General features: G+C 64.8%; 23 protein-coding genes. 15 read left to right on the forward strand and 8 right to left on the reverse strand.

Annotated elements, in window-relative coordinates; genetic code table 11:
• The first annotated feature begins 51 nt into the window (after window positions 1–51).
• From AC1RM6_RS28835 to AC1RM6_RS28845, 3 genes are all read left to right on the forward strand, one after another.
• Window positions 52–630 carry a hypothetical protein gene (locus tag AC1RM6_RS28835; protein ID WP_493107823.1) on the forward strand — a complete coding sequence of 193 codons (579 nt, stop codon included), beginning with the start codon at window positions 52–54 and terminating at the stop codon, window positions 628–630.
• A 100-nt stretch (window positions 631–730) separates the two neighbouring features.
• On the forward strand, window positions 731–1447 hold the full coding sequence (locus tag AC1RM6_RS28840) for a hypothetical protein (protein ID WP_493107824.1): 717 nt from the start codon (window positions 731–733) through the stop codon (window positions 1445–1447).
• A gap of 79 nt (window positions 1448–1526) precedes the next feature.
• Window positions 1527–2066, forward strand: a complete 540-nt coding sequence (locus tag AC1RM6_RS28845; protein WP_493107825.1) for a hypothetical protein — start codon at window positions 1527–1529, stop codon at window positions 2064–2066.
• A gap of 283 nt (window positions 2067–2349) precedes the next feature.
• Here AC1RM6_RS28845 and AC1RM6_RS28850 read toward each other — a convergent pair whose 3' ends face one another.
• Window positions 2350–2811 (reverse strand): DUF2721 domain-containing protein, encoded by a 462-nt coding sequence (locus tag AC1RM6_RS28850; protein ID WP_493107827.1) that lies wholly within the window; start codon window positions 2809–2811, stop codon window positions 2350–2352.
• 330 nt (window positions 2812–3141) lie between these two features.
• Here AC1RM6_RS28850 and AC1RM6_RS28855 point away from each other — a divergent pair, with 330 nt between their 5' ends.
• Window positions 3142–3411 carry a hypothetical protein gene (locus tag AC1RM6_RS28855; RefSeq protein WP_493107829.1) on the forward strand — a complete coding sequence of 90 codons (270 nt, stop codon included), beginning with the start codon at window positions 3142–3144 and terminating at the stop codon, window positions 3409–3411.
• Window positions 3412–3576: 165 nt separating this feature from the next.
• Here AC1RM6_RS28855 and AC1RM6_RS28860 read toward each other — a convergent pair whose 3' ends face one another.
• The gene (locus tag AC1RM6_RS28860) at window positions 3577–4785 is read right to left on the reverse strand and encodes an LL-diaminopimelate aminotransferase (RefSeq protein WP_493107831.1); all 1209 of its coding nucleotides are present in this window, start codon (window positions 4783–4785) and stop codon (window positions 3577–3579) included.
• 137 nt (window positions 4786–4922) lie between these two features.
• On the opposite strand from AC1RM6_RS28860, the gene AC1RM6_RS28865 reads away from it, so the two are divergent.
• Window positions 4923–6692 carry a PHA/PHB synthase family protein gene (locus tag AC1RM6_RS28865; protein ID WP_493107833.1) on the forward strand — a complete coding sequence of 590 codons (1770 nt, stop codon included), beginning with the start codon at window positions 4923–4925 and terminating at the stop codon, window positions 6690–6692.
• 120 nt (window positions 6693–6812) lie between these two features.
• Here AC1RM6_RS28865 and AC1RM6_RS28870 read toward each other — a convergent pair whose 3' ends face one another.
• Complete coding sequence (locus AC1RM6_RS28870) at window positions 6813–7223, reverse strand: hypothetical protein (RefSeq protein ID WP_493107834.1); 411 nt, start codon at window positions 7221–7223, stop codon at window positions 6813–6815.
• Here AC1RM6_RS28870 and AC1RM6_RS28875 point away from each other — a divergent pair.
• The 4 genes from AC1RM6_RS28875 to AC1RM6_RS28890 all read left to right on the forward strand — a co-directional run bounded on the left by AC1RM6_RS28875 (window position 7207) and on the right by AC1RM6_RS28890 (window position 10646).
• The gene (locus tag AC1RM6_RS28875) at window positions 7207–7650 is read left to right on the forward strand and encodes a phasin family protein (protein ID WP_493107836.1); all 444 of its coding nucleotides are present in this window, start codon (window positions 7207–7209) and stop codon (window positions 7648–7650) included. The genes AC1RM6_RS28870 and AC1RM6_RS28875 overlap by 17 nt on opposite strands.
• A gap of 228 nt (window positions 7651–7878) precedes the next feature.
• Entirely contained in the window at window positions 7879–8238 is a 360-nt protein-coding gene (gene clpS, locus AC1RM6_RS28880; protein WP_493107838.1) for an ATP-dependent Clp protease adapter ClpS, read from the forward strand.
• A gap of 453 nt (window positions 8239–8691) precedes the next feature.
• Window positions 8692–9975, forward strand: coding sequence for a UDP-N-acetylglucosamine 1-carboxyvinyltransferase (gene murA, locus AC1RM6_RS28885; protein ID WP_493107840.1), 1284 nt, complete (start codon window positions 8692–8694; stop codon window positions 9973–9975).
• Between the two features lie 38 nt (window positions 9976–10013).
• A complete protein-coding gene (locus tag AC1RM6_RS28890; RefSeq protein WP_493107842.1) occupies window positions 10014–10646 on the forward strand; it encodes a TMEM175 family protein in 633 nt (210 codons plus the stop codon).
• Window positions 10647–10760: 114 nt separating this feature from the next.
• Here AC1RM6_RS28890 and AC1RM6_RS28895 read toward each other — a convergent pair whose 3' ends face one another.
• Entirely contained in the window at window positions 10761–11327 is a 567-nt protein-coding gene (locus AC1RM6_RS28895; protein WP_493107844.1) for a helix-turn-helix domain-containing protein, read from the reverse strand.
• A gap of 93 nt (window positions 11328–11420) precedes the next feature.
• On the opposite strand from AC1RM6_RS28895, the gene AC1RM6_RS28900 reads away from it, so the two are divergent.
• Entirely contained in the window at window positions 11421–12077 is a 657-nt protein-coding gene (locus AC1RM6_RS28900; protein ID WP_493107846.1) for an SOUL family heme-binding protein, read from the forward strand.
• Between the two features lie 584 nt (window positions 12078–12661).
• Window positions 12662–13777 carry an OmpA family protein gene (locus AC1RM6_RS28905; RefSeq protein WP_493107848.1) on the forward strand — a complete coding sequence of 372 codons (1116 nt, stop codon included), beginning with the start codon at window positions 12662–12664 and terminating at the stop codon, window positions 13775–13777.
• 354 nt (window positions 13778–14131) lie between these two features.
• On the opposite strand, the gene AC1RM6_RS28910 is transcribed toward AC1RM6_RS28905, so the two are convergent.
• The gene (locus AC1RM6_RS28910) at window positions 14132–15412 is read right to left on the reverse strand and encodes a nucleotide sugar dehydrogenase (RefSeq protein ID WP_493107850.1); all 1281 of its coding nucleotides are present in this window, start codon (window positions 15410–15412) and stop codon (window positions 14132–14134) included.
• 165 nt (window positions 15413–15577) lie between these two features.
• On the opposite strand from AC1RM6_RS28910, the gene AC1RM6_RS28915 reads away from it, so the two are divergent.
• Complete coding sequence (locus AC1RM6_RS28915) at window positions 15578–16114, forward strand: superoxide dismutase family protein (protein ID WP_493107852.1); 537 nt, start codon at window positions 15578–15580, stop codon at window positions 16112–16114.
• Window positions 16114–16587: a low molecular weight protein-tyrosine-phosphatase gene (locus AC1RM6_RS28920; RefSeq protein ID WP_493107854.1), complete on the forward strand. Its 474-nt coding sequence runs from the start codon at window positions 16114–16116 to the stop codon at window positions 16585–16587. The genes AC1RM6_RS28915 and AC1RM6_RS28920 overlap by 1 nt, the downstream gene beginning before the upstream one ends.
• Here AC1RM6_RS28920 and thpR read toward each other — a convergent pair.
• Window positions 16559–17095 (reverse strand): RNA 2',3'-cyclic phosphodiesterase, encoded by a 537-nt coding sequence (gene thpR, locus AC1RM6_RS28925; protein WP_493107856.1) that lies wholly within the window; start codon window positions 17093–17095, stop codon window positions 16559–16561. The two genes, AC1RM6_RS28920 and thpR, sit on opposite strands and share 29 nt — an antisense overlap.
• 141 nt (window positions 17096–17236) lie before the next feature.
• Between thpR and AC1RM6_RS28930 the strand changes: the two genes are divergently transcribed.
• Complete coding sequence (locus AC1RM6_RS28930) at window positions 17237–17965, forward strand: Bax inhibitor-1/YccA family protein (RefSeq protein WP_493107858.1); 729 nt, start codon at window positions 17237–17239, stop codon at window positions 17963–17965.
• A gap of 79 nt (window positions 17966–18044) precedes the next feature.
• Window positions 18045–18800 carry a WecB/TagA/CpsF family glycosyltransferase gene (locus tag AC1RM6_RS28935; protein ID WP_493107860.1) on the forward strand — a complete coding sequence of 252 codons (756 nt, stop codon included), beginning with the start codon at window positions 18045–18047 and terminating at the stop codon, window positions 18798–18800.
• Here the strand turns inward: AC1RM6_RS28935 and AC1RM6_RS28940 are convergent.
• Window positions 18785–19393, reverse strand: a complete 609-nt coding sequence (locus AC1RM6_RS28940) for a glutathione S-transferase family protein (RefSeq protein ID WP_493107862.1) — start codon at window positions 19391–19393, stop codon at window positions 18785–18787. The two genes, AC1RM6_RS28935 and AC1RM6_RS28940, sit on opposite strands and share 16 nt — an antisense overlap.
• Window positions 19390–20271: a dienelactone hydrolase family protein gene (locus AC1RM6_RS28945; protein WP_493107864.1), complete on the reverse strand. Its 882-nt coding sequence runs from the start codon at window positions 20269–20271 to the stop codon at window positions 19390–19392. Before AC1RM6_RS28945 ends, AC1RM6_RS28940 begins: the two co-directional genes overlap by 4 nt.
• Window positions 20272–20278: the final 7 nt, after the last annotated feature.

The following is a 20278-nucleotide window of genomic DNA, read 5'->3' on the forward strand; positions in this document are numbered from 1 at the left end:
CGCCGCGATATTCGCGCATGGGTGGGCGAAGCTGTTTCCGGGGGGAAATCGATGACCATGATCCTGCGCGGCGCGACGTCGGGCGTCCTGCTGCTCTTCGCCGCATCCCAGACTGCGACCGGTGCGGCCCAGGCGCAGACATCGCGCGCGGCGGCCGTGGCTGCCGCCGATGCCGCGGCCGACGTCGCGGGCCAGCCGGTCTGCGCCTCGGTGCCGCCGCCGGGGCAGAAGATCGCCGGCGACATGAAACTGCTCGACGAAGGGCATAATATCGAGATCCAGAATGGCGGCGGCGGCGATGCGCTCGTCAAGATCCGCCATGCCGACACAGGCAAGCTCGCCGCCAGCTTCTTCCTCCCCAAGCTCGAAACGATGACGATCGAGGGGGTGCCCGACGGCGTCTACAAGATCCAATATGCGTTCGGGGCTGCGCTGGCGGCGGATTGCAAATCCTTCACCCGGATCATCAGGGCGAACGAGTTTCCCGGCTCCGACACGATGAAGACCGAGGTCATCGACACCGCCGACCAGACCGAGGTCAAGCACAGCAACTGGTCCTATTCGTTGATGGTGAGCGAAAGCGGCATAAAGCCGACGCCGATCGACGCCGCGACCTTCAACGCCGAATAGATCGCGGCGTTGCCGCAGCGGACGCACGGGGCTTGCGAGCCGCGTCATGTTTCGGCAATGATCCGATGTTGCGCTGCGTCAATGTCGGTGTTTGCTTGATATGAGCTATCCTCCTCCCACCCTGGTGCCCAAGACGTCGCGTGCGGCGTGGATCCGGCGGATCGTTCTGGTCGCGACGCTGTCGCTGATGCTCGGGACCTGCGTGTTCACGCGGCTGCTGCACCGAGGCGGCAAGATCCAGAGCGCGTCTCCGGCGGTCGCCGATGTGCCGATCGAAAGCGCGCCCGAAGCACCCGTCGCCCAGGCGCCGGCACCGACGGTGCAGCCGGCGCCCGCCGATACCGCAAACCAGATCGCGGCGGCCGATGCCGCACCACCGGCCGTCCAGCCTGCGCAGCCTGCCGGCGTGCCCCCCCAGCCTGGCGGCGATGCGCGGCAGCCCAATCGCTGGTATTATGTGCCGCAGATCGGCGAGGGGCCAGGCGTAATCTACAGCCGCGACGGCGGGCGCTGGAGCTATGCCTTCGCCTGTTCGCTCGCCAGCCGGACCATCGAATTCATCGCGGTCGGGGTCGGGGATCCTGGCGGTTTCGACCGGCAATATCTCAAGGTCGGTGGCGCCAAGCTGATGCTCGACGCCGGCTATGCGAAGGATGGCGGTGGCACGATCAGCGCGAAGCTGCCCGCCAAGCATCCGTTTTTCGACAATTTCCTCGGCAGCGATAAATCGCTCGAACTGCAGATGCTGGCGGGAAGCCAGGTCATCACCCCGGTCGGGCCCGACATCACCCGCGTGATCCGCGAGTGTCGCGGCTGAGCGCAGGGGAATGGTTATCCGGCGCGCGGCACGGATAGCGGGGTTTTCTTTGGCCGGGGGTTCGCGCATGCAGTCGGCCATGGTTTTTCTCCCATTTTTCGCGCACCGCCGTTTCGGACCCATGCTCGCCCTCGCGCTGGCCGGTTGCACCACCGCGTCGCCCGTCGTCCATGCGCCGCCGCCTCCGCCACCGGTGGCGGCCGCGGCTCCGCCGTCAGCGCCGGTGACCGCCGACTGGCGCGATATGCCGCTGACCGCCGGGCGCTGGCGCTATGTACCCGGCGAGCCGGTGTCGAGCGCGCGCTACGGCGAGGACGGTGCGTCGCCGGCGCTGGTGCTGCGCTGCGACCGGCGCAGCGGGCAGGTCGCCTTGCTCCGATCGGGAAGCGCGGCAGCCATCAGCGTTACGACGTCTTCGGGCGTGACCACCTATAAGGCCGGTGCTGTCGAGGATGGCGGGACCACGATGTCCGGGGCGCTGTTCGCCGCGCGTGACGGATTTCTCGACAAATTCGCGTTCAGCCGGGGGAGGATGATGGTCGCCTCGCCGGGTTTGCCCGCGGTCGTGGTTCCGGCCTGGGCCGAACCGGCCCGAGCGATCGAGGATTGCCGAAAATAATCTGCAAAACAAGACTTGTTCGCACGTGCAAAAGGACTCATGTTGCGGGCCTCGACAACTTTGCGAAAGGAGGTGATCCGATGTCTCATGGTTCAGCATGGAGGTCGGTTCAGTCCGTTCGGGAGACGCGCTTCTAACGAAGCGCCAGGGGTCTCCCGGGCCGGCACTTCCGGCCGCTGACCATGTAAAGGGGACTGTCGGAGCGATCCGGCAGTCCCTTTGCTTTTGTGAGATGCGGCGCCTCGAAAATGCGCTCTTCCGCGCATTTTCCAAACAAAACCCTCTAATCCCGTTCGAGCAGCGCGTCGTCGATCTGGATCGCGCGGACCGCCGCGCGGACCTCGAGCAGGAACAGGCCGAGGCCGCCGATCAGCAGCAGCATCGCCAGCACGAACATCGCCGCCATCGTCCGCGCGAAGCCGAGCCCGAGCAGGCTGGCGACGAACAGCACCGCCACGACGATGCAGATCAGCATTGCGCTGCCGGTGCACAGGAAGATCGCGGTGTTGACCACCCGCATCCGATAGTCGAGCAGGCGCAGCCGGCGGACCTGGACCGCGTGGAGCGGATCGCCCACGGGCGCGAATTCGCGTTCGATCCGCCGGGCATGGTCGACGATCCGGCTGAGCCGCAGCGCCAGCAGGTTGAGAATGCCGCCGATGCCGGTCAGCAGGAAGACGGGCGCCAGCGCCAGCTGGATCGTATGGGCGATGTCGGTCAGCGCGACCGGGCCGGCGTTCAGCATCGCGCGACTGTGCCCCGCGCGAGGCGGAGGTCAAGACAAATCCTCGGTGATTCGATGCTGCGATCGCGCGCAAATCGGGCCTGAACTACGAGAAAATAAGCTACCACAGCATTTTTTTGTGAGCGTTACCATTGGCGTTGCGATTGCAGAAAAGGCGAATTTTCCGCAGAAAAGCGGCAAAAAATGGCGATTAAGATTGCGTTAATCGATATGAATTGCATAAAATGCAACTGTAACGTCAATTTCTTCAATTGCCGAAAAACCCACCCTTCAACATATTGCAGTGCAACAGGGGCGGCGCTGGCTTCCCCCCGCATATTGGAGGTCACCATGATCAAGTCTGTTCTGTTGCTTGCTTCGGTTTCGGCTCTGCTGGCCACCCCGGCGTTCGCCGCTCCCGAGAGCTTCGTCCGCGACGGCACCACCTATGAGTACACCGTCAGCAAGTCGGGTGAATATCAGATCATCAGCGGCCGCGACGTCAACAGCGGCAAGACCTTCAACCTGAAGGTCCGCGGCTCGAAGGTCGTCGGCGACTATGCCGGCAAGCGCGTCGCTTTCGAAGCGCCGAAGGCCGCCGACAAGGTTGCTTCGCGCTAATCCCTCTCGCCAGGGCAAAGCAAAAGAAAAGGGGCCGCGGCGACGCGGCCCCTTTTCTTTGCGTGCGAAGCGCTGACGCATCCTCGATCGATGTGCTCGCGCGCCGCGCGGCCCGATACCGAATGACGGTAAGTCAGACTCACCGTCATTCGCTATTCGACGATATCAGCTCGCGCTGCGATTGCCGGTGTTGACGCCCATCGAATTCAGATAGCGCTTCACGTTGCGGGCGGCCTGGCGGATGCGCTGCTCGTTTTCGACCATGGCGATACGGACGAAGCCTTCGCCGTCCTCGCCATAGCCGACCCCCGGCGCCACCGCGACGCCGGCATGGGTGAGCAGCTGCTTCGAAAATTCGAGGCTGCCGAGATGCGCGACCGCGGGCGGCAGCGGTGCCCAGCAGAACATCGAGGCGCGCGACGGCGGGATGTCCCATCCGGCGCGCCCGAAGCTTTCGACCAGCACGTCGCGCCGGCGCTTGTAGAGTTCGCGATTCTTCTCGACGATATCCTGCGGCCCGTTGATCGCCGCGACCGCCGCCGCCTGGATCGGGGTGAACGCGCCATAATCGAGATAGGATTTGACCCGGGTCAGCGCCGCGATCAGCTTCTGGTTGCCGACCGCGAAGCCCATCCGCCATCCCGCCATCGAATAGGTCTTCGACATCGAAGTGAATTCGACCGCGACATCCTTGGCGCCGGGCACCTGCAGGATCGACGGGGTCGGCACGCCGTCATAATAAAGCTCCGAATAAGCGAGATCCGACAGCACCCAGACCTTGTGCTCCTTCGCCCAGGCGACGAGCCGTTCGTAGAAGGCCAGGTCGACGACTTCGGCGGTCGGGTTCGACGGATAGCCGACCACCAGCACCGACGGGCGCGGCACGGTGAACTTCATCGCGCGGTCGAGCGACTCCCAATAGCGTTCGTCGGGGGTCGTCGGCACCGAACGGATCGTGGCGCCTGCGATGATGAAGCCGAAGGTGTGGATCGGATAGGACGGATTGGGCGCCAGCACGACGTCGCCCGGGGCGGTGATCGCCTGTGCGAGATTGGCGAGGCCCTCCTTCGATCCGAGGGTGACGACGATCTCGCTCTCGGGATCGAGGTCGACCCCGAAGCGGCGCTGATAATAAGCGGCCTGCGCCTTGCGAAGGCCGGCAATCCCCTTCGACGCCGAATAGCCATGCGCGTCGGGGTTGCGCGCGACTTCGCACAGCTTCTCGATCACATGTTCGGGCGGGGGCAGGTCGGGGTTTCCCATGCCAAGGTCGATAATGTCCTCGCCCCGCGCTCGCGCCGCCGCCCGCATCGCGTTGACTTCGGCGATGACATAGGGGGGAAGGCGTTTGATGCGGTAAAATTCGTCGGACATCGTAATTCCCTTGGTCGATTCCTCTGGGTTTGACACTTGGCGTCGCCGGGCAGTTCGCCCATTGTCGCCGACGCCGCTATACGCGCGAACCGCGCGAAAGGGCAGGGCGTCGTGAAAATATGCGTGGGAGCAGCGTGATGGCCGATAAGAACGGGGATGCGGGCCTCGCAAACGGGGGCGATCCGATGGCCATCGCGATGCCGAGTCTGGCCGATATCCAGCATTGGACCGGCATTTTCGGCGAAGCGCAGCAGATGATCCTCGAACATGTCGCGGCGGCGCCCGTGAACGGTCTGCCGATGCCCGACCTGAAGGCTTTGTTCGGCGATCCCGCCAAGATCGATGCGGGGCATCTCGCCGACCTCCAGGGCAAGGCGATGCTCGACGGGGTCGCGCTGCTGTCGTCGATGATGAAGCGCGATCCGGCCGCGGCGAGTCTTGCCGACAAGGACAAGCGCTTCAGCGCCGATGCCTGGCGCGAAACCCCGATCTTCGACCTGATCCGCCAGGCCTATCTGCTGATGTGCGAACATTGGCTGGGCTCGATCGATGCCATCGAGGGGATCGAGCCGCGCGACCGCGACCGGATCAGGTTCGTGATGCGCACGATCGCCGACGCGCTGTCCCCCGCCAATTTCCCGTTGACCAACCCGCTGGTGCTGGCGCGAACATTTGAAACCCAGGGCCAGAATCTGCTGCGCGGGCTCGAACATATGCTGTCCGATCTCGCCAAGGGGCAGATGACCCAGACCAATGTCGATGCCTTCGAGATCGGCCGCAACATTGCCGCGACCCCGGGCAAGGTCGTGCACGAGACCCCGCTCTATCAGCTGATCCATTATGCGCCGACCACGGCGAAGCTGCTCGGCACCCCGCTGCTGATCTTCCCGCCCTGGATCAACCGCTTCTACATCCTCGACCTCAACGCCCGGAACAGCTTCGTCCGCTGGGCGGTCGAGAGCGGGCTCAGCGTGTTCATGGTGTCGTGGAAATCGGCCGATGCCTTGATGGCCGATGTGCTGATGGACGACTATGTGATCGGCGGCCAGATCGATGCGATCGACAAGGTGCGCGAACTGGTAGGCGTCGATCGGGTCCACACGATCGGCTATTGCGTGGCGGGTACCGCGCTGGCGATGACGCTCGCCTATCTCGCCGCCACCGGCGGGGCCGACAAGGTCGCCAGTGCGACCTTCTTCACCGCGCAGGTCGATTTCAGCGAGGCCGGCGATCTTACCCTGCTGGTGGGGGACGAACAGATCGCGATGATCTCGGCGATGGCGGCGGACGGGGTGATCGACGGGCGTTTGATCTCGGCGACCTTCAACCTGCTGCGCAGCCGCGATCTGATCTGGAACTATGTCGTCCAGAATTATCTGCTGGGCGAGGACTATAGCGAGTTCGACCTGCTCTACTGGAACGGCGACACCACCAATCTGCCGGCCAAATGGCACAAGGCCTATCTCGAGCAGCTTTACCGCGACAATCTGCTGGTCCAGCCGGGGGCGATCCGGATCGGCGGCGTGCCGATCGACCTGACCACGATCCGGACGCCGGCCTATATCCAGGCCGGGCGCGACGATCATATCGCGCCCGCCGTCAGCGTCTGGAAGCTGACCCGCCACCTCGCCGGGCCGATCCGTTTCATGGTGGCCGGGTCGGGCCATATCGCCGGGGTGGTCAACCCGCCGGCCGCGCAGAAATATCAATATTGGACCAATGACGGCGCCGCCGATTCGCTCGAGCAGTTCCTGGCCGGCGCGACCGAGACCAAGGGCAGCTGGTGGCCCGACTGGCGGGCCTGGATCGGCGCGCGTTCGGCGCCCGAGGTGCCGGCGAAGGGCAAATGGACTCCGGGCCGCAAGGCGATCGAGGATGCGCCCGGCCGCTATGTGCGGATGCGGTAGCCGCACAGCGGAAAATATTTGCTGATCGCGGAACCCGGTTGGTCTTCGCTCGTTTGGTGCGGGCGGGGTTTTTGGCGGTTGTCAGCGAAAAATTGAGATCGTCCCGGCGCAACATGACGGTTATGTTGCATTGCACAATAAACCTTGCGGATAGCGTGTGTTTACGGTATTGTGCGACGCAATAAAGAGCAGGAACTGATCGATGGCTGACGAAATTGCCGAGACGGCGAAGGCCGATGCGCCGGCATCGGTGACGCCCGCACCCGCCAAAGGGGCGGCCACGAAAGTGGTGAAGGCGAAGCCGGTTGCCAAGACGGTTGTTGCCAAGCCGGAGGCCGCGCCGGCCCCTGTGAAGCCTGTCCCTGTGAAGATTGCCGTTGCCCAGGCTGCGGCGCCGAAGCCGGTCGCGGCGGTCAAGCCCCCGGTCGCGGCGGCGAAGCCCGCTGCCAAGAAGATCGTTCCGAAAATACCAGCCCCGGCGGCTTCATCGCCGGACCCGAAAGGATTGCTCCCGATGTCGACTGCTTTCACCTCGCCCTATGCCGAAAAGGTCACGACCATGTTCACCGGAATCAATGAGCGCGCCAAGGCTGCCCTGGAAAAGGGCAGCAAGTTCGGCGAGGAATTCACCGAATTTTCCAAGGGCAATGTCGAGGCGATGATCGCCTCGGCGAAGACCGCGGCCAAGGGTGCCGAGACGATCGGCGCCGAAGTCACCGAATATGGCAAGAAGAGCTTCGAGACCGCGACCGCGACGGTGAAGAGCCTGACCGCGGCCAAGACCCCGGCCGAGGTGTTCCAGCTCCAGAGCGAATATGCCAAGACCTCGTTCGACAGCGCCGTCGCCGAGATGTCGAAGCTGACCGAAGCCTGGGTCAAGCTGGCCGGCGACGTGTTCCAGCCGATCTCGAACCGCTATTCGCTGGCGGCGGAAAAGATCAAGAGCGCCGCGCTCTAAGCATCCGTTTCCGGGGCCCTGCGCCCCCAGTAGCCGTGTTGCTTTACGACGCGGCCGCCTTTCTCCGGGAAGGCGGCCGTTTCGTTTTTGGTGGCGAATCGCGGTTTCGTCCGACGATGGTCGATGGCAAGGGGCGGTTCTTGGCCATTTGCAGTGTCGCCCCTTGCCGAATGGCCGATGGCTGCCATATTCTGCCTTTCCCCGGCGAAGTGAGTCTGCGCGCGTACGATGACCGATCTTATTGGCACTGATCCGATCCGGATGGCGATCCGCAAGGATGGCGAGGACGATGGCACCGGCCTCGGTCTCGCGACGCGCACCCGCACCCGGACGAAGAAGCCCACGCCCTATCGGGTGCTGATGCTCAACGACGATTATACGCCGATGGAATTCGTCGTCCTGTGCCTCCAGCGCTTTTTCCGCATGAACATGGAAGACGCCACCCGGGTGATGCTCCACGTCCACCAGAAGGGCGTCGGGGTGTGCGGGACCTTCAGCTATGAGGTCGCCGAAACCAAGGTCAGCCAGGTGATCGACTTCGCCCGCCAGAACCAGCATCCGCTGCAGTGCACGCTTGAAAAGGCGTAAGCCTTTTCAGGCGGTTTTTGTTTTTTGCCAGCCTATTGGCTGGCGCCCTCAGACGCCGGGCGGTCGGCATCCGCCTGCCTTGGCTTCGCGCCAATAAGGCGCGGCGCGCGTTCGCGCTTGCGGACCGCCACGCATCCCGTTGGTTTTTTGTCAGCCCTCAAGCGCCGGGCGCCGACATCCGTCGGCTTGGCTTTCCTCGCATAAGCTCGGGCGCGCGTTCGCGCTTGCGGATCCTGCGGGTCCGTTGATTGCTTTCCCTCTCACTGTCTTACTCAAACAGAGAAAGGGAAAGGTGGGACGCGCAGCGGCCCGCAAGGCCGAACGGCCGCCGCGCCTTATTGGCGCGAAGCCCAGGAACGCGGATGCGTTCCGCCCGGCGTCTGAGGGCGGCGCGACAACGTCGCGCCTTCAAACAACCATTGCGCGTTTCTCGTGAAGCGATAAACGCCAGCCATGGATCGCATCATCATCAGGGGCGGAAAACGCCTGTCCGGAAGCCTGCCGATTTCGGGGGCGAAGAATGCAGCGCTGACGCTGCTGCCCTGCGCGGTGCTGACCGATCAGCCGCTGACCCTGACCAACCTGCCGCGGCTCGCCGATGTCGACAGCTTCGGTCATCTGCTCAACGAACTCGGCGTCACCACCACGGTCAGCCGCGGCCAGAATGGCGAGATCGGCCGCGAGATGACGATGACCGCCCGGGAGATCGCGTCGACGGTCGCGCCCTATGACATCGTTCGCAAGATGCGGGCGTCGATCGTCGTGCTCGGGCCGTTGCTCGCGCGGGCGGGGGAGGCGACCGTGTCGCTGCCGGGCGGTTGTGCGATCGGCAACCGCCCGATCGATTTCCACCTCAGGGCGTTCGAGGAACTCGGCGCGCAGATCGAATTGTCGGGCGGCTATGTAAAGGCGAAGGCGCCGGGCGGCCGGCTTCCCGGCGGCCGGGTCACGCTGCCGTTTCCCTCGGTCGGCGCGACCGAGAATGCGTTGATGGCGGCATCCTTGGCGCGCGGCGAGAGCGTGATCGAAAATGCCGCGCGTGAGCCCGAGATCGTCGACCTGTGCAACTGCCTGATCGCGATGGGGGCCGAGATCGACGGCATCGGCAGCGATCGGATATTGATCCAGGGTCGCGACAGCCTGGGTGGTGCGCGCTACCAGGTGATGCCCGACCGCATCGAGGCGGGCAGCTATGCCTGTGCCGCGGCGATCACCGGCGGCGATCTTGATCTGATCGGTGCGCGGGCCGAGGATATGCACGCGATCCTCGACGGGCTGCGTTCGGCCGGCGTCGAGATCGAGGAGCGGCCCGACGGTATCCGCGTGCGGGCGGGCAACAAGCTCGGTCCGCTAACCGTGTCGACCGCGCCGTTCCCGGCTTTCCCGACCGACATGCAGGCGCAGTTCATGTCGATGCTGACCTTGGCCGACGGAGCCAGCGTGCTGACCGAGACGATCTTCGAGAATCGCTACATGCATGTCCCTGAACTGACGCGGATGGGAGCGGACATCCAGGTTCGCGGCCGTACCGCGGTGGTGCGCGGGGTCGACCGGCTGGTTGGCGCCGAAGTGATGGCGACGGATCTCCGCGCATCGATGAGCCTCGTACTGGCCGGACTGGCGGCCGAGGGCGAGACCAAGGTCCATCGCGTCTATCATCTCGACCGCGGCTATGAACGGCTCGAGGAAAAGCTGTCGGCGGTCGGCGCGGATATCGAGCGCGTCAGCGACGGTTGAGCTTTTCTTTCGGGCCGCACCATGGTTGAATCGCCGTCATGGATGACGTCTCGATCACCCACCGGCTCGATGCCTTCACCGACGCGACCTTTGCCTTCGCGGTGACGTTGCTGGTTATCGGTGGTGGCGCGATCCCGGCTTCGGTGACGGCACTGGAGGCGGCGGTCGCGGGCGTTCCGGCCTTCGCGATCGGTTTCGGTATCATCCTGATGTTCTGGTTCGCGCATGTCCGCTGGCGGCGGCTGCGCGGCGCGGGCGACTGGAAGTCGGTGCTGCTCACCGTCCTGCTCGTCTTCCTCGTGCTGATCTATGTGCAGCCGCTGCGGGCGATGGCGCTCTCGCTGAGTGCCTATGCGTTTCGCACCGGCCCCGCGTTCGAGGGAAGCGTGGTTCGGCTGTTCGCCATCTACGGGGCGGGCTTCACCGCGATGTCGGCGGTGACCGCGGCGCTATTCCTCGACGCGTCGCGATCGGGGCATAGATCGCACCGCTTCGAGGCGAGGGGCGATGCCTGGATCTGGGCGTTGCTGGCGGCGACCGGGCTCGTATCCTGGACGATGACCCAATTGCCAGGGATCGGCGTTCACGCGCCATTTGCCTATGCCAGCCTGCCGGCGACGGTCGGCCTGTTCGTATGGCGCTATTATTTCGCGGGAAGCTCGCGGGCCTGATGGCGGATCCCGGTGAGCGTGACTCACCGGGATCTGGTATCGGCCCGTGCGGCGCTCGAGCATGTCGATCGAGGATGCTTCAGCATCTTCGAGATCGCGTATGAGGCCGACCGGTCAGCCCAGACTGCGGATCAGCCTGATCGCGATCGCGATCCACGGCGCATCGGGGATCACCAACTGGCGGCTGCCATGGCCGGGCGGCAGCAGGTGAAGCTTGCTGCCTTCCCGGCCGATAAGCCGCCCGAAGCTGTAGCGGCCGGCCGTCCTCGGCACCAGCACGTCGCGGTTGAGCGCGGTGCCGAAGGCGTGCGGCAGCAGGCGATCGGTCCAGATCACGTCGCCATGGCGATAGTCGCCGACGCTGGTTTCGACGAGGATCGCCATGCTGTCGGGGTTTGGTCTGGGCGAGGTGACGGTCTGATCGTGGCGCGGTGCCGATGCCCCGTCGCCGCCGAGCAGTGCGACCACGGGGAGGTCGGCGCGGTCGGGCAGTCTGACCAGTTCGGCCGCATCGACGTCGAGCGCATTGGCGATCCGGTTGAGCCAGCCGACCGAGACGGTGCGGGTGCCGGTTTCCAGCCGCCCGATCGTCTGTGCGGTCGTCGGCGGCGCGCAGCGATCGGCGACGTCCTGCAGCGTCAGGCCGCGGGCGCGACGGACTTCGCGGATGCAGGTGATCATGCAAATCTCGCTTAAACCAAATCGGTTATCCACTGTCCCGTATATGATCCGTCATGGCAAGGTGAATCGGCTATCGGGATATGGCGGACCGGTGTGCTGGCCATCGCGGGACCCAGGCTGTATCCGGCGGCAACGAAGCTGCTGGATAGTGTGGACATGGCGAAGGTCGGTTGGGGAAAATGGATTGCGGGCGCGGTTGCGGTGGCAGCCGGCGGCGCCGCCTATGCCTATCTCAGGCAGCGTCAGGCGAACGCGCCGATCCATACCAGCCTGCTGTCCGACGGGCCGTTCGAGATAAGGCGATATCCGGCGCTGCTGATGCTCGAGACATTGCAGCATGGTTCGCGTGATCGGGCGCTGGGCAACGGTTTCGGCCTGATGGCCGACTATATGTTCGGCGAAGGACGCGAGGGCGGGGAGATTCCGATCACGGTGCCCTTTTTCGCGGTTCCGGTGCGGGAGGGAAGCTGGAAGATTCGGTTCATCCTGCCTGCCGGGCGAGATCGGTCTTCGCTTCCCGCACCGGGAGAGGGGCTCGATCTGGTCGACGTTCCGGCACGGGACATGGCTGCGATCGGCTTTGCCGCCAAAACCGATGAGCGATCCTATGTCGGCAAAGAGGCCGATCTGCGTGCCTGGATCGATCGGCAGGGGCGGCGGGCGGGCGAAAGCCTGGAACATGCTTATTATAACTCGCCACTGAAGCCCGGCACGTCGCGCGCCAACGAACTGCTGGTGTCGCTGGTCTGATATCGGGTGGGTAGCCGACGCCGATTTTAACCTTTCGCGATTTCCCGGAGCGCAATCGGAAGCATGTCGAGCGCGGCCCTGCGGCTACGTAAAATGGCGGATGCCGACCCCGGCGGAGTCGACCGGCTGGTTCCCTGGGACCTGCGCTGCGTTGCGGGGTGGATAGGATGTCCCCGCGCAAAACGGGTTGGTTGCGGTGCGGTAGCTTCGCGGGTGGCACGGGCTGCGGTTCGGTGGGGATCTTGCCCCGACTTCCGGCCATAATATGAGAAATATCATTAAATTATAGTAGTTTAATGATGTGAAGGGGCGTGGCTGGGCGCTTGGGGTGGCGGCTCGCATAGTGGCATTTTTGCAACCGCACCGATGGTAAATGGCGGATCGTCGAAAAATTTTTGGGCAGCGCGAAACCCTTTTTGTAAATCGACGTTTAGCGGCTGTCTGACCGACACGGACCAAGGCGGCTGCTGCCGGGTTCGGGTTTCGTATCGGGACAGCAACAGATGCGTGCTTGCGTGCATTTGCGTTAATGGGTTAGGTGGAAAATAGTTCCTTTTCAGGAACGAGTTGGAAAGGGGAATAATATGCGCAAGCTTGCCTTGATGGCAGTGCTCGCTTCGACCGCGATGACCGCGCCGGCTTATGCCGCTGACAAGGCGTGGTATGTCGGTGTCGAAGGCGGCGGGATGATCCTTGAGGATCTCAATTTCGATATCGCTTCGACTCCGGCTGCTTCGGCGGTCGCTGATTCCAAGATCGGTTTCGACGTCGACGGCGTCGTCGGCTATGATTTCGGCATCTTCCGCATGGAAGGTGAAGTTGCCTACAAGCGTAACCGCGTCAGCGATTACTCGACCACCGCGCTGCGTACGCCGGCAGCGGTCGGCGGCCTTGGTGCCCCTCCGGGAACCTATCGTGATGCGTCGGGCAAGAATTCGGCCCTCAGCTTCATGGTCAACGGCCTGCTCGACTTCGGTCCGTCCGATGGCTTCCAGGGTTATGTCGGCGGTGGTGCCGGTATCGCGCGCGTCAAGCTCTCGGGCTACAACGTGTCGTCGACCGACTTCCTCGACGACTCCGACTCGAAGTTCGCCTATCAGGCGATCGCCGGCGTCCGTTATCCGGTCACCACGAACGTCGACGTCGGCGTGAAGTATCGTTACATGCGCGTCGACAATGTGAAGTTCGTCGATCGTCTGGGCACCGGCTACAAGACCGATTGGCGTTCGCACAGCATCCTGGCGAGCCTGATCTACAACTTCGGCGAACCTGCGGCCCCGCCGCCGCCGCCGCCGCCGCCGCCTCCGCCCCCGCCGCCTCCTCCGCCCCCGCCGCCTCCGCCGCCGCCGGTGGTTGAGACCCCGGGTCCGTTCATCGTGTTCTTCGACTGGGATAAGTCGGACATCACGGCTGAGGCTGCTTCGATCCTCGACAACGCCGCGAACGCTTATGCGACGACCGGCCAGGCGAAGGTCCAGCTTGCTGGTCACGCCGACAAGTCGGGCAGCGACCAGTACAATGTCGGCCTCTCGCAGCGTCGTGCTGACTCGGTGAAGGCTTACCTTGCTGGCAAGGGCGTTCCCGACTCGGCGATCTCGACCGAAGCCTTCGGTGAGAGCAAGCCGCTCGTCGACACCGCCGACGGTGTGCGCGAGCCGCAGAACCGCCGCGTGGAGATCACCTTCGGCGCCGGGATGTAATATCCCGGTCCGATCGTCGATCACGACGTACGGAAAGAATGGGGGTCGATCCGAAAGGATCGGCCCCTTTTCTGTTTAGCCCGGCTTTGCCGGGCGCCCTCAGACGCCGGGCGGCAGGCATCGGCCTGCCTTGGCTTCCTCGCAATAAGCTCGGGCGGCCTTTGGCCTTGCGGGCCGCTTCGCGTCCCGTTCCACCTCTTCTTCTCACTGTCTGAATGCGACAGGGAGAATCTCCAACGGACCCGCAGGGTCCGCAAGCGCGAACGCGCGCCGCGCCTTATTGGCGCGAAGCCCAGGTCGGCGGATGCCGACCGCCCGGCGTTTGAGGGCGCCCGAGGATACTCGGGCTAAAAACTACAAACTCCAGCGCTCGATGTCGCCGCGCAGATCCTTGCCGCGCCACATGCCCTTGAGGTCGGCAAGCAGCCCGCCCTTGTCGACGAGCTCGGAGATCGTCGCGCCGTCCATGTCCTTGTAGCTGCGATGCGGCACGCCGCCCACGACCACGTCGTAGCGGCCCGACAGGGCGTCGGTGGACAGCCCGATGCCATATTCGTGGCGCGCCTCGAGCGGGTCTGCGAGCGGGTCATGGAGGGTGACGCGGTGGCCGAGCCAGCGCAGCCGCTTGACCACGTCGAAGATCTTCGAGTTGCGCAGGTCGGGCACGTCTTCCTTGAAGGTCGCGCCGAGCATCAGCACCGAGCCGGTCTTGCTGCCGCGCTTGCTGTGGATCGAATCGGCGACCCAGGTCGCCATCGAATCGTTGATCGATCGTCCCGCCAGGATCACCCGCGGCAGATGGCCGACGCTCTGCGCGCAATGGCTGAGATAATAGGGATCGACCCCGATGCAGTGACCGCCGACGAGGCCGGGCTGGAAATTGAGGAAGTTCCATTTGGTGCCTGCCGCGGCGAGCACGTCCCAGATCGACAGGTCGAGCTTGGCGAAGATCTGGGTGATCTCGTTCATGAAGGCGATGTTGATGTCGCGCTGCGCATTCTCGATCACCTTCGCCGCCTCGGCGGCCTTGATCGATGCGGCACGGAAGCAGCCGGCGCTGGTGACCTTGTCATAGACCGCGGCGACGCGTTCGGTGATTTCCGGCGATTCGCCCGAGATCACCTTGATGATCCGGTCGACGGTATGTTCGCGATCGCCCGGATTGATGCGCTCGGGCGAATAGCCGAGGAAGAAATCGACCCCGCGCTTCAGCCCCGAGACACGCTCGAGTTCGGGACCGCAAATATCCTCGGTGACGCCGGGATAGACCGTGCTCTCATAGACGACGATCGATCCCTTGCCGGCCTGCAGCATCTGCCCGACGGTGCGGGTGGCCGACATCACCGGGCGGAGATCGGGGCGGTTGGCGTCATCGACCGGGGTCGGCACCGTGATGATATAGACATCGCCATCGGTCGCGTCGCCATGATCGGCGGTGAGCGCCAGCGTCGATGCCTTGAGCGCCGGTCCGTCGATCTCGCGGGTGCGGTCATGGCCTTCGTTCAGCTCGCGGATGCGTTCGCGATCGATGTCGAATCCGATCGTCGGGAAATGTTTCGCCAGCGAGACCGCCAGCGGCAGGCCGACATATCCCAGACCCACCACCACGACCTTCTGGTCAGCTGCCGACGCCATGCACTTCCCCTTCACCTGATTCCCGCGGGAACCCCGACAATCGGGGGACTGTTATACGCTTCGGCGGCCAAGTAAATCGGGCGCGGCGGCCAGCGACGATCGTCGCGCTTCCCAGCGGCGGCCAGCCGGCTATGATCGACGCCGATATTATCGAGGAGATTCAAGATGCGTGCTTTCGGCCTGGCGGGTTGCGCGGCGATCATGGCGGCGGCGGTTGCGCCGGCGAGCGCCCAGATGCACCATGGCGAAAAGGGGGGCCATGCGATGGCCGAACTCGTCGACGCGCAGGGGCAGACCCGCGGGCAGGCGATGCTGATGCAGACGAAGGACGGGGTGCGCGTCATCGTCAAGGCGGTCGGCGTCCCCGCCGGTGTCCATGCCGTCCATGTCCACACCATCGGTACCTGCACCGGTCCCGATTTCACCAGCGCCGGCGGTCACTGGAATCCGGCGAAGAAGCAGCATGGCAGCGAAAATCCGATGGGGCACCATATGGGCGACATGCCCAATATGACGGTCGCGGCTGATGGTACCGGGAAGCTCGACACGCTCATCCCCGGCGCGATGCTGACCGGCGGCGACAATCCGCTGCTCGACGCCGATGGCGCGGCGGTGGTGATCCATGCCGGCCCTGACGATTACAAGACCGATCCGACCGGCAATGCCGGTGGACGCTTCGCCTGCGGCGTCGTCAAAGGCTGATGACGCGCATCCTGTTCGTCTGCCTCGGCAATATCTGCCGCTCGCCATTGGCCGAGGCGGCGATGCGGGCGGAGGCGGACAGGCGCGGGATCGTGGTGACGGTGGATTCGGCGGGCACCGGCGACTGGCATGTCGGTAGCCCGCCCGATCGCCGCGCCATCGCCACCGCGGCGGCGCACGGACTCGATATCGCCGGATTGAGGGGGCGACAGATCGCGCCCGGCGATTTCGGGCGCTTCGACCATATCGTCGCGCTCGATCGCAGCAATCTGCGCAACATCCAGGCTATCCGGCCTCAAGGCGCCACGGCGCGTGTCTCGCTACTGCTCGATCATGCGCCGGGCCGCACCGGCGAGGATGTCGCCGATCCCTATTTCGGCGGTATCGAGGGATTCGAGACCTGTTGGACCGATATCGGCGCAGGCGTCGCAGGCTTGCTCGACATCATCGCGTCAGTGGATAGCGTTCGATGATGGTGTAGCTCGATCCGCCATTGCCGAGCTCGCTTTCGTAAAGATGGAACATGTCGAACCGCGCCTCGACCGGCGGCGGGGTCATGTCCGCGATCGGCAGAGGCAGCGGCGGTGCGGCCGTCCGGGCGAAGCGGGCCAGGGTGATATGCGGGACGAAGGCGCGATCGTCGCGGGCGACGCCGGCCCGGGCGAGCGCGCGGTCGATGGCGGCATGGAGCCCTTTGACGTCGTCCTGCGGCGTCACGCCGGCCCATAAAGTATCGATCCGTCCCTTCTTGTCGAATGCGCCGACTCCCGAGAGGCGCAGGCTGAAGGGCGGATGGTGGATCGCGGCGAGGGCGGCGTCGATGTCGGCGGCCTGGTGGCGATCGACATCGCCGATGAAGCGCAGCGTCAGGTGGAGCTGGTCGTCATCCTGCCAGCGCGCGTTCGGGATGCCGCCCATCGTCGCGAGCAGCGCGGTTCGCATCGAGGGGGGAGGGCGGAGCGCTACGAACAAGCGGTGCATGGCCATTCCGAATATGACAAAATGTTGCTGGAGGCGGGTTCAGTCGCGGTTCGCCGCAGTTTCACTTGAATAAGACACCGCATCCACCGATATTGCTGGCCTGACGGCGATCACGCCATCACTTATGGAGAGTTTTCGATCATGGCAAACTGGTCTGACCCCCGAGCGACTGTGGCCGGACGCCCGGCACGGGCCGCATCGACCGACGCCGCATATGATGCCGGGCTGCGGTCCTACATGCTCTCGATCTACAATTATATGGCATCCGGCGTGCTGCTGACGGGTATCGTCGCGCTGCTGTTCGCCGGTTCCGGTATGGCTGCCGCGGTGTTCGTGACCCCGCTGCGCTGGCTGATCGTTCTCGCGCCGCTGGCCTTCGTCATGGTGCTGAGCTTCGGCATCAACCGGTTGTCGACCTTCGCGGCCCAGGCGATCTACTGGAGCTTCGCCGCGGTGATGGGCCTGTCGCTGTCGTCGCTGCTGCTGGTCTATACCGGCCCGTCGATCGCGATCACCTTCTTCGCGACCGCGACCGCCTTCGCCGCGCTCAGCCTGTTCGGCTACACCACGAAGAAGGATCTGTCGGGCTTCGGCACCTTCCTGATCATGGGTGTGGTCGGCCTGCTCGTGGCGTCGCTGCTCAACATGTTCTTCCAGTCGCCGGCGATGGCGATGGTGATCTCGGCGATCGGCGTGCTGCTGTTCGCGGGCCTCACCGCCTATGACACGCAGAAGATCAAGAGCATGTACTTCCACGTTCAGGGCTCGGACTTCGCCGGCAAGGCGGTGGTGATGGGTGCGCTGACGCTCTATCTCGACTTCATCAACATGTTCACCTTCCTGCTGCAGTTCATGGGCGACCGCCGCTGATCGCCACGCAGATCGAACAAGGAAAGCCCGGCCATCGCGCCGGGCTTTTTTGTATGTGGACACCCGCTATGATCGCGCGATGACCACGCCGCGTCAGGATTTTCTCGATATCGATTTCGATCGGCTGGACGAAGACATGGTCGTCGCTCAGCTGAAGGTGCGTCGGGCGAGCGACGGGTTCGCCTATCTGGTCACGCCGAATGTCGACCATGTCGTGCGCCTGTCGAGGCAGGGGCCCGGCGCGATCGAGCGTCGTGCTTATGCCGATGCCCGCTGGTGCCTGTGCGACAGCCGTGTGCTGGCACGGCTGGCAGCGATGAAGGGTGTCGATCTCCCGGTCGTGCCCGGCAGCGATCTGACCGTACGGCTGTTCGCCGATATCGTCGTGCCGGGAGACCGCATCTGCCTGATCGGCGGCGATGCGCGGACCGCGTCCGATCTCGCCCGGCTCCATCCCGGTCTCGACATCGTCCAGCATATTCCGCCGATGGGTCTGCGTTCCAATCCGCGGGCGATCGATGAGGCGGCGCGCTTCGCCGTCGGCGCGGCGGCACGCTTTACGCTGATCGCGGTCGGGTCGCCGCAGCAGGAACGAGTCGCGCGGGCGATCGCCGGCATCGAAGGCGCGTGCGGCACCGGCTTGTGCATCGGTGCGTCTATCGACTTCCTCACCGGGCGCGAGCGCCGCGCGCCGCGCTGGATGCAGGCGGCATCGCTCGAATGGCTCTACCGGCTCGGTGTCGCTCCACAGCGTATGTGGCGGCGCTATCTGGTCGAAGGGCCGCGCATCTTCTGGCTCGTCTGGCGGTGGCGGGCCGATCAGCCGGGAAGCTGAATCGTCCGCTGATAAGCCGGCCGGGCCTGCACCGCCGCGCTATAGGCGGCGAGCTTCGGGCGGTCGGTGATGCCCGGGGCGCCGAACGAGGTCGCCCAGCAGATTTCGGCGCCGACATAGACGTCGGCGGCGCTGAAGCGGTCGCCGAGGATCCACGGGCCGGGATCGAGCATCGTCTCGAGTGCGCCGAGCACATCCTCATAGCTGCCCCAGCCCGCGGTCATCTTGCCGATTTCGGGCCGCTTCATCATCGTATCGAGCAAGGCGGGCTCGAAGCAGCTCGCGCCGAACACCAGCCAGCGCAGCCAGGTACCGCGCGCGGGATCGTCGAGCGCCGGCGCGAGCCCCGCCTGTGGGAAGGCATCGGCAAGATAGGCGATGATCGCCGCAGTCTCGGTGACGGTCACGCCGCGATGGACGATCGTCGGCAGCTTGCCCATCGGGTTGATCGCCAGGAAGGCGGGCTTGCGATTCTCCCCGCTCTCGAAATCGATCGGGACGATCCGGTAAGGCGCGTCCAGTTCCTCGAGCATCCAGTGGACCATCTGCGCGCGCGAGCGCGGGTTATGGTAGAAGACGATCTCGTCGCTCATGCCAGATGCTCCTTGAAGAAGGCGATCGTGCGATCCCAGGCGAGGTTGGCGGCCACCTCGTTATAGCGCGCTGCCGACGTGTCGTTGTGGAAGGCGTGCTGTGTGCCGGGATAGTCGTAGCGGGTGACGGCGACATGCGCGGCCTGCAAGGCATCGACCCACGGGCCGGCGCCGGCGTTCACCCGGTCGTCGGTGCCGGCATAATGGAGCAGCATCGCCGCCTTGACCTTCGCGGCTTCGGACGGCGGCGGCGGCGGGCCGTAAAAGGCGACTCCGGCGCTCAGCGCGGGTCCGGCGGCGACCGCGATCCGATCGACCATCATCCCGCCCCAGCAGAAGCCGACGATGCCGACCTTGCCGAGCGTCTGGGCTCTCGAGGCCAGCCATTTGACGATCTCGACGCCGTCGGCGGTGGTCGCGCTCAGGTCGAGCGCGCCGATCATCTGGCGCGCCTGGTCTTCATCAGCGGGGGTTCCGCCCTGCGGCGACAGGAAGTCGACTGCGATGCCGACGAAGCCGGCCAGCGCCAGCCGCCGGGCGACGTCCCTTGTATAGGCCTGCAGGCCGCGATTCTCGTGAACTACGATCACGCTGCCCGATTTCCAGACCCCGCGCTTCGGTCGCGCCATGTAGAGTTGATAGACTTGGCCGCTGGCGAGCGTCTGTTTCTCGGTGGCGGTCCTGATCCTCTTGTCGTCCTCGGCGACGATCGTCGCGGCGGCCGGGCTGGCGGCGATCGAGGCGACCAGCATCTGCGCAGCGGCGGCGCTGCCGGCGAGCCGGGTCATGTCGCGCATGAAGCTGCGGCGATCCTGGCTGCCATGGGTGAAGCGGTCATGGAGCGCGATCGCGCGGGCTTTCAGACTCTCTTCGTCCATCGGCGTC

This window comes from Rhizorhabdus sp. GW822-FHT03C02 (genome assembly GCF_058801765.1).

Excerpts from the sequence above, each read along its gene's own strand:
- AC1RM6_RS28835 (WP_493107823.1), top strand. The coding sequence starts at position 52 with ATGACCATGATCCTGCGCGGCGCGACGTCGGGCGTCCTGCTGCTCTTC.
- AC1RM6_RS28840 (WP_493107824.1), top strand. The coding sequence starts at position 731 with ATGAGCTATCCTCCTCCCACCCTGGTGCCCAAGACGTCGCGTGCGGCG.
- AC1RM6_RS28845 (WP_493107825.1), top strand. The coding sequence starts at position 1,527 with ATGGTTTTTCTCCCATTTTTCGCGCACCGCCGTTTCGGACCCATGCTC.
- AC1RM6_RS28850 (WP_493107827.1), bottom strand. The coding sequence starts at position 2,811 with ATGCTGAACGCCGGCCCGGTCGCGCTGACCGACATCGCCCATACGATC.
- AC1RM6_RS28855 (WP_493107829.1), top strand. The coding sequence starts at position 3,142 with ATGATCAAGTCTGTTCTGTTGCTTGCTTCGGTTTCGGCTCTGCTGGCC.
- AC1RM6_RS28860 (WP_493107831.1), bottom strand. The coding sequence starts at position 4,785 with ATGTCCGACGAATTTTACCGCATCAAACGCCTTCCCCCCTATGTCATC.
- AC1RM6_RS28865 (WP_493107833.1), top strand. The coding sequence starts at position 4,923 with ATGGCCGATAAGAACGGGGATGCGGGCCTCGCAAACGGGGGCGATCCG.
- AC1RM6_RS28875 (WP_493107836.1), top strand. The coding sequence starts at position 7,207 with ATGTCGACTGCTTTCACCTCGCCCTATGCCGAAAAGGTCACGACCATG.
- clpS (WP_493107838.1), top strand. The coding sequence starts at position 7,879 with ATGACCGATCTTATTGGCACTGATCCGATCCGGATGGCGATCCGCAAG.
- murA (WP_493107840.1), top strand. The coding sequence starts at position 8,692 with ATGGATCGCATCATCATCAGGGGCGGAAAACGCCTGTCCGGAAGCCTG.
- AC1RM6_RS28890 (WP_493107842.1), top strand. The coding sequence starts at position 10,014 with ATGGATGACGTCTCGATCACCCACCGGCTCGATGCCTTCACCGACGCG.
- AC1RM6_RS28895 (WP_493107844.1), bottom strand. The coding sequence starts at position 11,327 with ATGATCACCTGCATCCGCGAAGTCCGTCGCGCCCGCGGCCTGACGCTG.
- AC1RM6_RS28905 (WP_493107848.1), top strand. The coding sequence starts at position 12,662 with ATGCGCAAGCTTGCCTTGATGGCAGTGCTCGCTTCGACCGCGATGACC.
- AC1RM6_RS28910 (WP_493107850.1), bottom strand. The coding sequence starts at position 15,412 with ATGGCGTCGGCAGCTGACCAGAAGGTCGTGGTGGTGGGTCTGGGATAT.
- AC1RM6_RS28915 (WP_493107852.1), top strand. The coding sequence starts at position 15,578 with ATGCGTGCTTTCGGCCTGGCGGGTTGCGCGGCGATCATGGCGGCGGCG.
- AC1RM6_RS28920 (WP_493107854.1), top strand. The coding sequence starts at position 16,114 with ATGACGCGCATCCTGTTCGTCTGCCTCGGCAATATCTGCCGCTCGCCA.
- thpR (WP_493107856.1), bottom strand. The coding sequence starts at position 17,095 with ATGCACCGCTTGTTCGTAGCGCTCCGCCCTCCCCCCTCGATGCGAACC.
- AC1RM6_RS28930 (WP_493107858.1), top strand. The coding sequence starts at position 17,237 with ATGGCAAACTGGTCTGACCCCCGAGCGACTGTGGCCGGACGCCCGGCA.
- AC1RM6_RS28935 (WP_493107860.1), top strand. The coding sequence starts at position 18,045 with ATGACCACGCCGCGTCAGGATTTTCTCGATATCGATTTCGATCGGCTG.
- AC1RM6_RS28940 (WP_493107862.1), bottom strand. The coding sequence starts at position 19,393 with ATGAGCGACGAGATCGTCTTCTACCATAACCCGCGCTCGCGCGCGCAG.
- AC1RM6_RS28945 (WP_493107864.1), bottom strand. The coding sequence starts at position 20,271 with ATGGACGAAGAGAGTCTGAAAGCCCGCGCGATCGCGCTCCATGACCGC.